Source organism: Mesorhizobium sp. 113-1-2 (assembly GCF_016756475.1).
Lineage (GTDB): Bacteria > Pseudomonadota > Alphaproteobacteria > Rhizobiales > Rhizobiaceae > Mesorhizobium > Mesorhizobium loti_C.
In genome coordinates, this window is sequence record NZ_AP023242.1 from 1,074,997 (window position 1) to 1,088,435 (window position 13,439).

A 13,439-nucleotide genomic window follows, 5' to 3' on the forward strand; every position below is an offset into this window, starting at 1 on the left:
AGGTCGGAGCGGGTCGGCGTCAAACACTGAACCGCTCCAGCAAGCGGATTGAGGCTGAATGGCATGGCGTCGGTAACGGATTTCGAACAGGGTCAAGAGTTCACCGTCGAGGCCGGCGGCAGGCCGGTCCCGCTGGAACTGAGCGCGGTCACCCCTATTCCCGCCAGCCCGCGTCCGGGCGGCGGGTTTTCGCTGATGTTCCGGGGGCCGCGCGAAACGCCGCTGCCGCAGGCGACCTATCGCTTCGCGGGCAAGAACGGGGTGCACGACATCTTCATCGTGCCCGTTGCCGCCGACGCGGCCGGCCGGCTTTACGAGGCGGTGTTCAATTAAGGCCCGTGAAGCGGGCTTTTTGAAGCGACGCTTGCGTCGACCGACGCGTGCCTTGGCGATTGGCGGAAACGCCCGTTTCTTCATCATCCACAAGCGGAGCAAGGAGCGTAGCGACGCGGCGCAGACCCGAGGATGACGAAGGGAGAAGGGCCTCGGCGGCTTCCCCTACCACTCGCTGAGCTTGGTGTCCGGTCCGTATTCCTGGCCGTCAATATCCTTCACCACCGCCTGGCCGCAGCGCATGGTCTTGGCTTTCTTGTCGTAGGCGTAGGTCGGCGAGCCGAACAGGTGCCAGCCCTTGTTCAAGGCCGCCGTCACCTTGTGGCAGAAGCTGGCGTCGTCCGGGCCGGTCAGAAAGCGGTAGAGTTTCATGTCTCAAGTCCTGTCGCAAATAACTCGTTCTTTTACGCAATTCCGGACGGAAAACCGCCACGCACTTTTCCTGGAATTGCTTTGGGCGGGATCATGCGCCGATGGCGGCCGCCTTCGCCAGCAGTTTTTCGGCCTGCGTCAGATGCAACCGCTCGACCATCTTGCCGTTCAGCGCGATCACGCCCTTGCCAGCATTCTCGGCACGTGAAAAGGCGTCCTTTATCAGCCGCGCCTCGGTCAGCGCTGCCGGCGACGGCGCGAAGGCGCGGTTCGCCGCGTCGAGCTGGGCCGGATGGATGAGGGTCTTGCCGTCGAAGCCCATGGCGGCCGCCTCCGCGCATTCGCGGGCAAAGGCGTCGAGGTCGCGGAAATCGTTGGCAACGCCGTCGAGCATGTCGAGGCCGCCGGCGCGCGCGGCCAGCACCATCTGCATCAGCCATGGCACGAGGTAGCGGCGGTCCGGCGTCACCAGCACACCGGTGTCTTTGGCTAGGTCATTCGTTCCGGCTACGAAACAATTGAGCCGTGAGGCCGGATCGCGGCCCAGTTCGGCAATGGCGCCGATGTTGAGCAGCGCCTTGGGCGTCTCGATCATCGCCCAGAGTTTCACGCTGTCGGGGGCAAAATTGTCGTCGAGCACGTCGCCGACTTCGAGGATATCGCGCGGCGTGGCGACCTTGGACAAAAGGATGCCGTCGGGCTCGATCTTCGCCACGGCCAACAGGTCGTCGGCGCCCCATTCGCTGGCCAGCGCATTGACGCGCACCACCATCTCGCAGCGATGGCCAAGATGGTTGGCAACCGGGCGGCTGGCGAAGATTGCGGGCAGCTTTTTGCGGGCGGCGATCTTGTCGGCCGGCGCGACGGCGTCCTCGAGGTCGATGATGATTGCGTCGCAGGACAGCTGCGCGATCTTGGCCAGCGCCTTGTCGTTGGAAGCCGGGACATAGAGCACCGAGCGGCGCGGGCGGTAGGGTTCGGTCATGCCTGATCTATGCCGCGTGTGGCTGGTCGAGGCAAGCGTTGGGGCTGTGCGCCCACCCTCCCCCTTGTGGGAAGGGTCGCTGCGAAGCAGCGGGGTGGGGGTGCGGCGCCAGACCCCCACCCGGACCTGCGGTCCGACCTCCCCACAAGGGGGAGGTAGAAGCTCGGCGCCTTTCCTCTCTCCCGTCGATCGGGGGAGAGGTGTCGAGCGAAGCTCGACGGAGTGGGGGTCGACTCTTGGGTGCAAGGCGAGGCAATGCTTGCGCCTAATGCCTATGTCCGTTCGCGGCGGTTGCCAGGTGGTTCCCCCACTCCGTCTTGGCTTCGCCGAGCCACCTCTCCCCCCTCCGGAGGGAGAGGAAAGGAGCCCCTGCACGAAAACTGCACATGCCTGCGGAAAAGCTCCTCGGATCCGCCCTGCCGTTTCCCCGCCCGCCTGCGAGACAGGCGGCATGCACAAGCGAGCAAAACCCCGTTGGTCCCTGCCACAGCGTCTGCGCAGCGAAGGCTGGTGGCTGGTCGATCCGCCGTGCGCGAATCCCTCGGCGCTCCTCATTCCCTTTGTCCGCAAGAGCCCGCCGCCATGGCGACCGGCCGCGATCAGGAAGGTCAGGTCATGACATCATTTTTCACAGCGGCACCAAGCTATTGCAGCCGCTTCGGCGTTGCCGTGCTGCTGGTCGTGCTGGCGGATTTTCTGTTCTACGGCCAGCCTGCCGGCATCACCGTCTTCCTGTTCGCCATCCTGATTGCCGCCGCGGTCGTGGCCGTGCACCCCACAGCCTTCAGCGACATCAAGGTCTGGCTCAAGCCCGCAGCCCTGCTGGTCGCACTGCTGCCGCTCGCCGAAAATGTCAGCACCCTGTCTGTCTCAATCGCGCTGGCGGCGCTGGTCGTCTTCGCGCTTTCGCTGAGCGGACGCCTGCGGCACGGCATCGCCCGCATTGCCGGCCAGGTCGCGCTGTTTTGGCTGGCAGCGCCGTTCCGCTTCATCAGAGATTTCATCCGCTGGCGCAAGACGGCGCGGCGCTTCGGCCGGCGCCGCGTGCGGCTGGCGGCGATCGCTGTCTGGGTGATGCCGCTGACGCTGGGCGCCGTCTTCCTGACGCTGTTCGGCGCCGCCAATCCGGTCATCGAATACTGGCTGTCGCTGATCGATCTGATGAAGCTGCTCGATCTCATCCAGCTGGCGCGGATTGCCTTCTGGCTGTTCGTGCTCGCCGGTGTCTGGGTCTTTTTGCGGCCACGCCTGCCGCGTTTTTCGAAGCGCGTCTCCCGGCCGAACAATCCTCTTGCCGCTGCTCAACCGGCGATCAATGCGCAAAGGCACGTCGTCGAGGACATCGTGTTCGGCAAGGCCGCCATCCTGCGCGCGCTGATCGTCTTCAACGTGTTGTTCGCGCTGCAGACCGGGCTCGACGCCACCTATCTCTGGGGTGGGGTCTCGCTTCCCGACGGCTTGAGCTACGCCGCCTATGCGCATCGCGGGGCCTATCCACTCGTTGCCACCGCGCTGCTTGCCGCCTGTTTTGTCCTGGCGGCGCTCAGGCCTGGAAGCGAAACATCGGGGGATCCCGTCATCCGCTGGCTGGTCTATGCCTGGGTGGCGCAGAACATCGTGCTGGTCATCTCGTCGATCCTGCGGCTCGATCTCTATATCGGCATCTATGCGCTGACCTATTGGCGCATCGCCGCCTTCGTCTGGATGGGGCTGGTGGCGGCCGGGCTCGCGCTGATCATCGCCCGCATCGCGCTTGGAAAATCCAACGAATGGCTCTCCTCCGCCAATCTTCTGACGTTATCGCTGACGCTTTATGGCTGCTGCTTCATCAACTTCGCAGCGACCATCGCCAACTACAATGTCGACCATTCCCTCGAAATGACCGGCCAGGGCATTCCCCTCGACGCCTGGTATCTGCGTTCGCTCGGGCCGGGCGCGTTTCCGGCGCTCGATCGTTTCTTCGACCATCAGGCCAAGACGGCTGCTGCGGGCGCTATGCGCGAACTGGAAGGATTGCGGGCCAGCGACGAAGACTGGTATCGCACCGTCCAGCAGAACTGGCGCGCCTGGAGCTTTCGCGACTGGCGGTTGCTTCGATATCTCGACAGCAAGGGGTCGCTCGTGCTTCCTCAGCCTTCGCAACCTTCCTTGCCGGGCCGCTGACCGATGCCACATCACATCCTCGTCGCCGACGATGACCCGCATATCCGCGAAGTGATCTGCTTCGCGCTGGAAAAGGCCGGCATGAAAACGCATGCAGTGGCCGACGGCGCCGCCGCCTTGCAGGAGATCGGGCGCCGGGCGCCGGATCTGGTCGTGCTCGACATCGGCATGCCGGAGATGGACGGGCTGGAGGTCTGCCGGCGGCTGCGCCACACATCCGATGTGCCGGTGCTGTTCCTGTCCGCGCGCGACGAAGAGATCGACCGCATCCTCGGGCTTGAAATGGGCGGCGACGACTATGTGACCAAGCCGTTTTCCCCGCGCGAGCTGGTTGCCCGCGTCAACGTCATCTTGCGCCGCGCCCGCCCGGCAGCGCGCGAACCGGCCGACGACAGGCAGTTCGCGCATGGCAAGCTCACTTTGGCGCCGGCCAGCCACGCGGCCGCCTTCGACGGCAAGCCGCTTGCGCTGACCGGGATCGAGTTCTCGATCCTGAAAGGCTTTCTGGCGCGGCCGACTTATGTGCTCGACCGCGATGCGGTGATGGCCAATGCCTATGCCGGAAAAATCCACGTCGCCGACCGCACCGTCGACAGCCACATCAGAAACATCCGCGCCAAGCTGGCGGCGGTGGGTTGCCAGGAAGTCATCGAGACCGTGCATGGCGTGGGCTTCCGGCTCGGCCGATGCGGCTGAGCAACAAATGGATCGGCCGCAAATGGCGGCCAAGGCTTGCCACGGTCGTCGTCGCCATCCTGATCCTGGTGATGGCGCTGCCGCTGGTCGGCCTGTTCTTCTTCCGCCTCTACGAGAACCAGCTGATCCGCCAGACCGAGGCGGAGTTGATCGCGCAAGGGGCGGCCATCGCTGCAATTTATGCGCAGGAGGTGCGCGACGCCGGCATTGCGCCGGACAAGCTTGGCGCGCCGATGCCGCAAGCCGATGGCAGCGCCAGCCGAAGCGTCAATCCCGACGGACCGTACCGGCCGATTGAGCCGCGCCTCGATCTCGCCTCCGATTACGTGCTTCCCACTCGTCCCGCGGCGGTCGCCGCCACCGTCGATCCCGTCTTCGCCGCGATCGGCACGCGCCTGTCCGGCATTCTCGACGCGACACAGAAAACCACGCTGGCCGGCTTCCGGCTGCTCGACCCCCGGGGCGTCGTCATCGCCGGGCGCGGCGAGGTCGGGCAGTCGCTTGCCGAGGCCGATGAGGTGCGCACCGCGCTTGGCGGCCGCTATGCCAGCGCGCTGCGCCTACGCATTCCCGACCAGCCGACGCCACCGCTCTATTCGGTCAGCCGCGGCACCAAGGTGCGGGTCTTCGTCGCCTTGCCGGTGGCCGTCGATGGCCGGGTCGCCGGCGTGGTCTATGTCTCGCGCACGCCCAACAACATCATCAAGCATCTCTATGGCGAGCGCGGCAAGGTGACCCTGGCGGCGATCGCCATTCTCGGCGGCACGTTGCTCATCGGCCTGGTCTTTCTGCGCACGGTCAGCCGGCCGATCTATGCGCTGATCGACCGCACGCAGCGCATCGCCGCCGGCGAGCGCGACGCGATCCGGCCGCTCGACCACCATGGCACCTATGAAATGGCCGAGCTGTCCGCCGCCTTCCTCGACATGGCGGAAAAGCTGCAGGCGCGCTCGGACTCGATCCAGACCTTCGCCACCCATGTCTCGCACGAGCTCAAATCGCCGCTGACGGCGATCCAGGGCGCGGCGGAATTGCTGCGCGATTCAGGCAGTGCGATGGACGATGAGGAGCGGCGGCGTTTTTCAAACAATATCGTCACCGATGCCGGACGGCTCAATCTGCTGGTCCGGCGCCTGCTCGATCTGGCCAAGGCCGAAAACCTCGCCCCCAGCGGCGAAAGCACCTCGATCGGTGCCGCGCTGGCACAGCTGCCCGTCGACACCAGGCTGGCGGTTCGCGTCGAGGCGGGCGGCGATCTCGCCTTGCGCATCTCGGCCGAGAACGCGGCAATCGTGCTTGCCAACCTCATCGACAATTCCGCCAGGCATGGCGCGACGCTGGTTTCGATCGCTGCCTCAAGCGCCGGCGGCAAGGCGACGGTGCTGGTCGGCGACGATGGCGACGGTATTTCGCCGAGCAACCGGTCGCGCATCTTCGAGCCGTTCTTCACCACGCGGCGCGCCACCGGCGGCACCGGCATGGGCCTCGGCATCGTGCTGGCCCTCCTGAAAGCGCATGATGGTATGATCCGGCTGGTTGACAGCGAGCGCGGCACGCGCTTCGAGATCACTTTGCCTTTATCAAGCTGAGCATGATCTTATCCGAAAACCGGTACCCACTTTTCGGGATCATGCTCTGGAAGCTGGAGCCGGAAAAATGCGCTACGACATCGTCATCATCGGCGGGGCCATCGTCGGGTCCTCGATCGCCTACTATCTGCGCGAGGAAGGGTTTTCCGGCTCGATCGCGCTCATCGAGCGCGATCCGCAATTCGCGCATGCGGCAACGACGCTGTCCATGGCCTCGATCCGCCAGCAATTCTCGATTCCCGAAAACATCCGCCTGTCGCAATTCACGCTAAAGCTGTTCCGGCGACTGAAGGAAGAATTCGGCACCGATGCCGATATCGGGTTCCGCGAGGGTGGCTATCTGATCCTCGCCGGAGAAACCGGGCTGCCGGTCCTCAAGGCAAACCATGACGCGCAGGTCGCCGAAGGCGCCGACATCGTGCTCGAGGACGCCGAGCAGCTGACGCGGCGCTTCCCCTGGCTGTCGGCCGAGGGCATTTCCGCCGGCGCCTATGGCCGGAGCGGCGAGGGCTGGTTCGACGCGCATGCGATGCTGACGCTGTTCCGCAAGGCGTTGCGCGACAAGAAGATCGATTTCATCACCGCTTCGGTCACCGCTGTTGCGCGCGACGGCAACCGCGTCACCGGCGTCTCCCTCGACAATGGCGAGACGCTGGAGGCCGGCATCGTCGTCAACGCCGCCGGGCCGAACGCCGGCAAGGTCGCCGCCCTCGCTGGGCTGGCGCTGCCGGTCGAGCCGCGCAAGCGCAACGTCTTCGTTTTCGAGGCGCGCGAGAAATATGCCGACATGCCGCTGCTGGTCGACCCTTCCGGCATCTATGTGCGCCCGGAAGGCTCGGTCTACCTCACCGGCGGCGCCGAACCGGAAGAGGGCGATGGCCCGGCCGACCCCACCGATTTCGAGGTCGACTGGCCGCTGTTCGAAGAGGTGATATGGCCGGTGCTGGCAACCCGCATCCCGGCCTTTGAGGCCATCAAGGCGACCCGCGCCTGGGCCGGCCACTACGACTACAACACGCTCGACCAGAACGCGGTGATCGGGCCGCACCCCGAGCTCGGCAATTTCATCTTCGCCAATGGGTTTTCCGGCCACGGCCTGCAGCAGGCGCCGGCGGTGGGCAAAGCGCTGGCGGAGTTCTTGGTGCATGGCGGGTATCGGACGATCGATTGCTCTGCGTTCGGGTATGGGCGGGTAGCCGAAGGAAGGGCGTTTCGGGAATTGAACGTGATTTGAGCAAGACGGGCTACGACCTTCGGTATTTGCCAAGGCGTCCCAGTTTCTTCGTCATTCCAGGGCGGAGCAGGAGCGAAGCTCCGTCGCGGAGACCCTGGAATCCATGCCGTTACCGCTGCCGTAGGGCGCCAGCGGTGCAGAATGAAACGCCCGCGCGTTGTCCCAACAGTTCTGATCCGTCGCGACACATCGACGTCGCGGCATGGATTCTAGGGTCTGCGCCGCGTCGCTTTGCTCCTTGCTCCGCCCTAGAATGACGAAGTTCGGGGTATCACCGCATCAACCTTGAGAGCATTGCCAAGCGCGTGACCGGCAGCCGTGTTGTCGAAGATACCCCAAACCTCTGCGGCCGACGCGGCCGCGGCTCGCACTTGCTGCCCTATTCGGTCGAGCGCTTCGGCTTCATATTCCGAGTAATAGACGCGCGGCATGCCATGCCAGCGGAAATAGGCGAGGCCGGGCCAGCCGCCCGGCACCGCCGCAGCCGGGACCGGAGCCGGGTCGGCGGCAACACGCGCGATCTGGCGGCCGGCCAGAAGCGCTTCCGCCTCCACTTCGAACCAGCTCGGATGGCGCGGTTCGCATGCCAGCCGGACCTTTGTTCGCTTGCTCAGCATATCGAAGAAACCGCTCGCGACGTCCGCCTCGAAGGCCAAGCTCGGCGGCAGCTGCACCAGAAGCACGCTCAGTTTTTCGCCAAGACCTTCGACCTGCTGGAGAAACATTTCGGCCAGCGCATCGCAATCCGCCAGACGATGCTCATGGGTCATTGTCTTCGGCGTCTTGACGGCAAAGCGGAAGGGCTCCGGCACGGAGCTTGCCCAGCGTTCATAGGTCTCGCGGCGATGCGGCTTGTAGAAAGACGTGTCGATCTCGACGATCGGGAAGCGCTGGGCATAGCGTTCGAGATGTGAGCCGGGTTGCGGCAAGTCTTCCTTGTATCGCGTTGGAATTCCCCAGCCGGCCGTGCCTATGAAACATCCCCGCATTTCCATGCATGGGATGTGGACCAGATGAGACGTGGGTCAAGGCCGACCCGCTGCTCAGGCCGTGACCAGCCTCCCGGCCTCGACATAGTCCTGCAGCCAGGCCAGCACCCGGCCCCAACCCTCGGCATGTTCAGCCGCCGCAGCGCTGAGCCCAGCAAAACCGCCATGGCAGATGGTAAGACTCGTACCCCCGGTGATCGGCTGCAGCAGCCAGGCGACCGTGGTTTGCCGCCGGCCAAGCGTCGCGTGATCCCAAGCATAGGCCCGCGTCTGCACGATCCGGCGTGGTGCCTCGATCTCGAGGAATTCGCCGCCGGCCGGCAGGTCGTTGCCGTTAGCTGTGCGGACAGTGACGGTCCAATGGCCGCCGACACGAAGATCGGCTGACCAGTCGGCCAGCCGGTAGGTGTCGGCGGACCCCCACCATTGCTCTATCTCGCTCGTGACCAGCGCGCGAAAAATGCGTTCCGCTGGTGCTTCGATCTCGGCGGATGCCATGATCGTCTCGCCATTGGTCATGCTTTGCACTCTGGGAAAGTGCATCATGGATGCCTCCGATCGAGTTTGTTTCGATATCGAAACGATCCTTCATCCCTTTGATGGCGGGCGCTCGAAACCCTTGCCGGTCTCGAGCAGGCTCTTGAGGCTGGCCAGCACAAGCGGCCAGCCCTTGCTGACATTCGGGATCAGCCGGTGCGGGCCGTCGGCCTCGTGGGTGACGGCAAGCTTCATCAACTCGCCATCCTGTTCTATGGCGAAGGTGCAGCGCGTGTAGCCGTCTTCCTTGACCTCCGGCATCCATTCATTGCGCCATTTGATGACGAGGCGTCGCGGTGGGTCGATCTCGAGGATCTCGCCCGAGTCGGCAACGCGGCCGTCGGGGAAGATCAGTTTCCAGCTGGAACCGACCTTCCACTCGCTCTCCTGGTAGGAGCAGAGGAAGAACTGCCGGTTGAATTCCGGGTCGGTCAGCGCCTCCCAGAGTTTTTCGGCCGTGGTGCGGATGTAGGTCACGTAAACAAAGCTGTTGCTCATCAGTCTTCCCTTTCGAGGCGTTTCTTCAGATCACTCAATGCATTCAGCCGATGGCGCTCGAATTTGCCGATCCAGCGCTCGGCGATCTCGTTGATCGGAACCGGGTTGAGGTAGTGCTGCTTCTCGCGTCCCCGGCGCAGCGTGGTGACGAGGTTGGCCTCCTCCAGGATCGCCAGGTGCTTGGTCACCGCCTGGCGCGTCATGTCCATCTCCGCGCACAGCGCGTTCAGCGTCTGCCCATTCCGGGCATGGAGTTTGTCCAGCAATTGCCGGCGTGTCGGGTCGGCCAGGGCGCGAAAGACGTCATCCATGCTCATGGCTTTAATATGCAACCATTTGGTTGCATGTCAAGTGGCAAGATCGCACACCATCGGCAACCGGATGCCGTCGCAGGAGAAAGAATCAGCCCTTGCGGGAGAACCAGAAGGCGTCGGCCATGCGTTTCATGCCGATGCGTTCGTAAAAGCCGACGGCGTCGGGCATGGAGATCAGGCTGATGGCGACCGATGGCCCGAGCTGCCGCCGCGCCTCGCCCATCAGGCCCTTGCCGATGCCGAGCCCCTGCGCTGATTGCGAGACGGCGAGCTCGGAGATGTAGCAGACCCAGGCAAAGTCGGTGACGGCGCGCGCCACGCCGATCAGCGGCTTGCCTTCGATGTCGAGGCGCGCGGTCAGCACAAGATTGGCGCCGGACAGCATCGCCTGCAGTCTGGCGGGATCATCGACGGGCCGTGTCTCGCCGAGGCCGGATTCCACCAGCACCTTGCGGAATTCTGCGACATTGAGCGCGGGTTCGCTTGCGTAGAGGACATGGGAATTTTCAGCCATGCCGGCAGACTGCACCATCGGCCAGCGAATTCGAAGCCGCTTTGTGGGGTGGCTGTTGTGCCAATGCGCACGAACAGTTGCCTTTTATTTGCCCTCGGCTTTGTGTAAACGGAGCTTCAGCAAATCTCCCGCAACGAAAACACGGGCCAAAGCCATGGAAAAATTCACCAAGCTCACCGGCGTCGCCGCTCCGATGCCGATCGTCAATGTCGACACCGACATGATCATCCCGAAGGATTATCTCAAGACGATCAAGCGCACCGGCCTCGGCACCGGCCTGTTCGCCGAAATGCGCTACAATGACGACGGTTCGGAAAACCCGGATTTCGTGCTCAACAAGCCGGCCTACCGCAAGGCGCAGATCCTGGTCGCCGGCGACAATTTCGGCTGCGGCTCGAGCCGCGAGCACGCGCCGTGGGCGCTGCTCGATTTCGGCATACGCTGCGTCATCTCGACCTCGTTCGCCGACATTTTCTACAACAACTGCTTCAAGAACGGCGTGCTGCCGATCACCGTCAGCCCCGAGGATCTCGAGAAGCTGATGGATGACGCCTCGCGCGGCTCCAACGCCACTTTGTCGATCGACCTCGAGGCCAAGGAAATCCGTGGCCCCGATGGCGGCGTGGTCAAGTTCGACCTCGACGATTTCAAGCGGCACTGCATGCTCAACGGCCTCGACGATATCGGCCTGACCATGGAGAAGGCCGGCGCCATCGCCTCGTTCGAGAAGCGCAACGCCGAACAGCGCCCCTGGGCCTGAACAGCACCATCCGAATATAGGCCCGGCCCTTTCAGGCCGGGTTTGGCGGCGACTGAAGGGAGGGACAGTCATGGCACGTTCGCTTCTTGCCGGCGTTTGCGGGCTGGCCTTGTTGCTGGTGCCCATAGCCAGTGCCTTTGCGCAGACACAGACGCCCGCAGCAGCCCAGAAGCCGGCCGACCAGCCAGCGACCGACCAGGGAGAGTCGAGCACCAGCGACGCGGCGCCCGCCGACGATGACAAGCAGGCGCCGATAGCGTTCGAGGGCGGCCAGTTGACCATCACCCAGCCGGAGCAGGATGGTGAGAAAGTGCTCGCCTATGACGGCAAACAGCTGGCCAGCAATTACGATGTCTTCTTCGACAAGATCGTGAAGATCGGCGACGTCAACGTGGCGCTGGTCGATGTCGGCGACGGCGGCAATCAATGCGGCCCGGCCAAGGTCATCGTCTGGAAGCCGAAGGACGGCGAGATCAAGACCACCACGGTCGAACAGGACGAATGCGGCGCGCCGCCGGCCGCCATCGCCGACGACGCCATCTATTTCGTGCCTTATCTGCTGCCGGGCGAGACAAAGGCGACGCTGCAATGGTCGCCGACCGAAGGCCTGACGACCTCCGGCAACCTCGCCTATACGCCGGAACCCGGCACCGACTGGAAGGATGTCGATCCGGCGAAGTATGAGAACATCATCGATGCCTTCCACAACGAGGCTGTCTACAAAGCGGCCAAGGCGCTGCTCGGCGACACCATGCCCGACATGGCGACCAGCCTGCTGGTCGGCGGTGGCACCGAAAAGACGGCCTCCGGCGCCTTCTACGCCACCGGCTGCGTGCCGCATGATTGCGGAGGCAATGACGGCTTCATGGCGGTCGACCCAGCCAAGCACACGGTCTATTTCTCGCGGCGCGGCGACGATGGCCAGCCAGCGGCCTGGCCGCCACTGAAGGACTGGCCGGACGATATCAAGAAGGCGCTCGATGACGCGCAGGGGTCGGCGAATTAGAGCGGCCCACGCAGCCCCTGCGCTTTCGTCATCCACGGGCGAAGCAGCCGCGTAGCGGCGTCGCGGAGACCCGAGGATCCATGCCGCGACCTTGCTCACGGGAAGCAACGGTGCAGAATTCTGGACCGTGGCGACAGCTTCCGAGTCCCGGCATGGATCCTATGGTCTGCGCTGCGTCGCTACGCTCCTTGCTTCGCCATAGGATTGTTTGAGAAGGATCGGGTAGTTTGGCGGCCGGGACTGCGGCCCATCACAGCCAGCAGTCCCGGCGGCAGGCGACCGCCCTTAGGACCGGGTAACACCCGACGTCATCATGGTCCCTGCCGTCTTTGTCCGCCATCGCTTGGAGAGTTGATTGGCCGCTGGCTCGCGCCACGCCCGCAAACAATCCGAAGCCCGACAAGGATACCACCAGCATGGCCTTCTTGCACCAACAACCGCAAATGTGCCTCGGCTTCGACATCGCCAAGGACACCGTCACCGCCGCCGACGGGACTACCACCGGCACCATCCTCAATCAGCGCAGAGCTGTCCGTGCTTTCCTGAAGAGCTACAAACACATCGACCTTGTCGTGTGCGAGCCGACAGGCGGCCATGAAAGCCTACTGCTCGAAGAGTGCCTGCGCGCCGGCATTGCCTGCCATCGCGCCGACACGCTCAAGGTCAAGAGCTACATCCGCTCCTTCGGTACGCACGGCAAGAGCGATGCCATCGATGCCGCGATGTTGAGAGCCTACGGTCGTGAACGCTGGGCAAAACTGTCCCTTTGGCAGGCGCCCGATGCCGATGAGACCAGCCTGCGCGCGCTGGTTCGCCGCCGCCAGGAACTCATCACCATCAAGGTCGCAGAGAAGAACCGTGCCAAGGCACCTGGCGGCCGCAAGCTCGCGACCTCTTTCGAGGCCGTGATCAAAGTCGTCGAGCGCCAACTCCAAATCATCGATGCCGAGATCCGCGAACTGATCGCCAACAGCAGCGCCCTTAAGCATCGAGCCGCCATCTGCACGGCCATGGACAGTCTCGGCCCGATCGTGGCGGCCAAGCTCTTGGCTATCCTGCCCGAACTCGGCTCCATGACACGCCGCAAAGCTGCAGCCCTTGCTGGCCTTGCACCACACCCAAACGACAGCGGACAAAAGCAAGGCTACCGCAAAATCCGTGGCGGACGCCCTGATGTTAGAACCGCACTGTTCATGCCGGCCCTGCGCGCCGCAGCTGGAAAGGGCGAATTCGCACCCTTCTACAAACGCCTCGTCACCAACGGAAAAAAGCCGATGGTGGCAATCGCTGCCGTCATGCGAAAGATCATCGTTACCCTAAATGCAAGACTAAGGGACGCCGCCATTTCTCAGAGTTGATGACGACAGAAGGAATGCTTCAGCCAATCTCCGAGGTTTGCGCTTCGCTTCCGGGATAACAGTTCGCCTGGCTTGGCCCACGACCGGACCA

General features: G+C 64.0%; 15 protein-coding genes. 8 read left to right on the plus strand and 7 right to left on the minus strand.

Annotated elements, in window-relative coordinates; all coding sequences use genetic code 11:
* Positions 1 to 63 precede the first annotated feature (63 nt).
* Complete coding sequence (locus tag JN279_RS04995) at positions 64 to 333, plus strand: DUF6916 family protein (protein WP_096451839.1); 270 nt, start codon at positions 64 to 66, stop codon at positions 331 to 333.
* A 165-nt stretch (positions 334 to 498) separates the two neighbouring features.
* Here the strand turns inward: JN279_RS04995 and JN279_RS05000 are convergent, their stop codons facing one another.
* Together JN279_RS05000 and JN279_RS05005 are read right to left on the minus strand one after the other, a co-directional pair.
* Complete coding sequence (locus JN279_RS05000) at positions 499 to 705, minus strand: DUF1737 domain-containing protein (RefSeq protein ID WP_096451837.1); 207 nt, start codon at positions 703 to 705, stop codon at positions 499 to 501.
* A gap of 91 nt (positions 706 to 796) precedes the next feature.
* Positions 797 to 1,690, minus strand: coding sequence for an HpcH/HpaI aldolase/citrate lyase family protein (locus JN279_RS05005; protein WP_202352178.1), 894 nt, complete (start codon positions 1,688 to 1,690; stop codon positions 797 to 799).
* A gap of 615 nt (positions 1,691 to 2,305) precedes the next feature.
* Between JN279_RS05005 and JN279_RS05010 the strand changes: the two genes are divergently transcribed.
* The 4 genes from JN279_RS05010 to JN279_RS05025 all read left to right on the plus strand — a co-directional run bounded on the left by JN279_RS05010 (position 2,306) and on the right by JN279_RS05025 (position 7,372).
* Complete coding sequence (locus JN279_RS05010; protein WP_202352179.1) at positions 2,306 to 3,853, plus strand: DUF4153 domain-containing protein; 1,548 nt, start codon at positions 2,306 to 2,308, stop codon at positions 3,851 to 3,853.
* A 3-nt stretch (positions 3,854 to 3,856) separates the two neighbouring features.
* Entirely contained in the window at positions 3,857 to 4,549 is a 693-nt protein-coding gene (locus tag JN279_RS05015) for a response regulator transcription factor (RefSeq protein WP_202352180.1), read from the plus strand.
* Positions 4,540 to 6,138, plus strand: coding sequence for an ATP-binding protein (locus JN279_RS05020; protein ID WP_202352181.1), 1,599 nt, complete (start codon positions 4,540 to 4,542; stop codon positions 6,136 to 6,138). Before JN279_RS05015 ends, JN279_RS05020 begins: the two co-directional genes overlap by 10 nt.
* 67 nt (positions 6,139 to 6,205) lie before the next feature.
* The gene (locus JN279_RS05025) at positions 6,206 to 7,372 is read left to right on the plus strand and encodes an NAD(P)/FAD-dependent oxidoreductase (protein WP_202352182.1); all 1,167 of its coding nucleotides are present in this window, start codon (positions 6,206 to 6,208) and stop codon (positions 7,370 to 7,372) included.
* A gap of 248 nt (positions 7,373 to 7,620) precedes the next feature.
* Here JN279_RS05025 and JN279_RS05030 read toward each other — a convergent pair whose 3' ends face one another.
* The 5 genes from JN279_RS05030 to JN279_RS05050 form a co-directional block, all read right to left on the minus strand.
* The gene (locus JN279_RS05030) at positions 7,621 to 8,367 is read right to left on the minus strand and encodes a DUF72 domain-containing protein (RefSeq protein WP_202352183.1); all 747 of its coding nucleotides are present in this window, start codon (positions 8,365 to 8,367) and stop codon (positions 7,621 to 7,623) included.
* A gap of 48 nt (positions 8,368 to 8,415) precedes the next feature.
* Positions 8,416 to 8,907: an SRPBCC family protein gene (locus JN279_RS05035; RefSeq protein WP_202352184.1), complete on the minus strand. Its 492-nt coding sequence runs from the start codon at positions 8,905 to 8,907 to the stop codon at positions 8,416 to 8,418.
* 42 nt (positions 8,908 to 8,949) lie between these two features.
* A complete protein-coding gene (locus JN279_RS05040; RefSeq protein ID WP_202352185.1) occupies positions 8,950 to 9,396 on the minus strand; it encodes an SRPBCC family protein in 447 nt (148 codons plus the stop codon).
* A complete protein-coding gene (locus tag JN279_RS05045; protein WP_202353648.1) occupies positions 9,396 to 9,707 on the minus strand; it encodes an ArsR/SmtB family transcription factor in 312 nt (103 codons plus the stop codon). The genes JN279_RS05040 and JN279_RS05045 overlap by 1 nt, the downstream gene beginning before the upstream one ends.
* A gap of 91 nt (positions 9,708 to 9,798) precedes the next feature.
* Positions 9,799 to 10,224, minus strand: coding sequence for a GNAT family N-acetyltransferase (locus tag JN279_RS05050; protein ID WP_202352186.1), 426 nt, complete (start codon positions 10,222 to 10,224; stop codon positions 9,799 to 9,801).
* Between the two features lie 154 nt (positions 10,225 to 10,378).
* Here JN279_RS05050 and leuD point away from each other — a divergent pair, with 154 nt between their 5' ends.
* From leuD to JN279_RS05065, 3 genes are all read left to right on the plus strand, one after another.
* Positions 10,379 to 10,984, plus strand: coding sequence for a 3-isopropylmalate dehydratase small subunit (gene leuD / locus JN279_RS05055; RefSeq protein WP_096451815.1), 606 nt, complete (start codon positions 10,379 to 10,381; stop codon positions 10,982 to 10,984).
* Between the two features lie 70 nt (positions 10,985 to 11,054).
* Entirely contained in the window at positions 11,055 to 11,990 is a 936-nt protein-coding gene (locus tag JN279_RS05060) for a hypothetical protein (RefSeq protein ID WP_202352187.1), read from the plus strand.
* Positions 11,991 to 12,406: 416 nt separating this feature from the next.
* Positions 12,407 to 13,348 carry an IS110 family transposase gene (locus tag JN279_RS05065; protein ID WP_096447894.1) on the plus strand — a complete coding sequence of 314 codons (942 nt, stop codon included), beginning with the start codon at positions 12,407 to 12,409 and terminating at the stop codon, positions 13,346 to 13,348.
* The last annotated feature ends 91 nt before the right edge of the window (positions 13,349 to 13,439 follow it).

What these genes read in the sequence shown, in the direction of transcription:
- JN279_RS04995 (WP_096451839.1), top strand. Translation starts at nt 64, where the DNA reads ATGGCGTCGGTAACGGATTTCGAACAGGGTCAAGAGTTCACCGTCGAG.
- JN279_RS05000 (WP_096451837.1), bottom strand. Translation starts at nt 705, where the DNA reads ATGAAACTCTACCGCTTTCTGACCGGCCCGGACGACGCCAGCTTCTGC.
- JN279_RS05005 (WP_202352178.1), bottom strand. Translation starts at nt 1,690, where the DNA reads ATGACCGAACCCTACCGCCCGCGCCGCTCGGTGCTCTATGTCCCGGCT.
- JN279_RS05010 (WP_202352179.1), top strand. Translation starts at nt 2,306, where the DNA reads ATGACATCATTTTTCACAGCGGCACCAAGCTATTGCAGCCGCTTCGGC.
- JN279_RS05015 (WP_202352180.1), top strand. Translation starts at nt 3,857, where the DNA reads ATGCCACATCACATCCTCGTCGCCGACGATGACCCGCATATCCGCGAA.
- JN279_RS05020 (WP_202352181.1), top strand. Translation starts at nt 4,540, where the DNA reads ATGCGGCTGAGCAACAAATGGATCGGCCGCAAATGGCGGCCAAGGCTT.
- JN279_RS05025 (WP_202352182.1), top strand. Translation starts at nt 6,206, where the DNA reads ATGCGCTACGACATCGTCATCATCGGCGGGGCCATCGTCGGGTCCTCG.
- JN279_RS05030 (WP_202352183.1), bottom strand. Translation starts at nt 8,367, where the DNA reads ATGGAAATGCGGGGATGTTTCATAGGCACGGCCGGCTGGGGAATTCCA.
- JN279_RS05035 (WP_202352184.1), bottom strand. Translation starts at nt 8,907, where the DNA reads ATGATGCACTTTCCCAGAGTGCAAAGCATGACCAATGGCGAGACGATC.
- JN279_RS05040 (WP_202352185.1), bottom strand. Translation starts at nt 9,396, where the DNA reads ATGAGCAACAGCTTTGTTTACGTGACCTACATCCGCACCACGGCCGAA.
- JN279_RS05045 (WP_202353648.1), bottom strand. Translation starts at nt 9,707, where the DNA reads ATGGATGACGTCTTTCGCGCCCTGGCCGACCCGACACGCCGGCAATTG.
- JN279_RS05050 (WP_202352186.1), bottom strand. Translation starts at nt 10,224, where the DNA reads ATGGCTGAAAATTCCCATGTCCTCTACGCAAGCGAACCCGCGCTCAAT.
- leuD (WP_096451815.1), top strand. Translation starts at nt 10,379, where the DNA reads ATGGAAAAATTCACCAAGCTCACCGGCGTCGCCGCTCCGATGCCGATC.
- JN279_RS05060 (WP_202352187.1), top strand. Translation starts at nt 11,055, where the DNA reads ATGGCACGTTCGCTTCTTGCCGGCGTTTGCGGGCTGGCCTTGTTGCTG.
- JN279_RS05065 (WP_096447894.1), top strand. Translation starts at nt 12,407, where the DNA reads ATGGCCTTCTTGCACCAACAACCGCAAATGTGCCTCGGCTTCGACATC.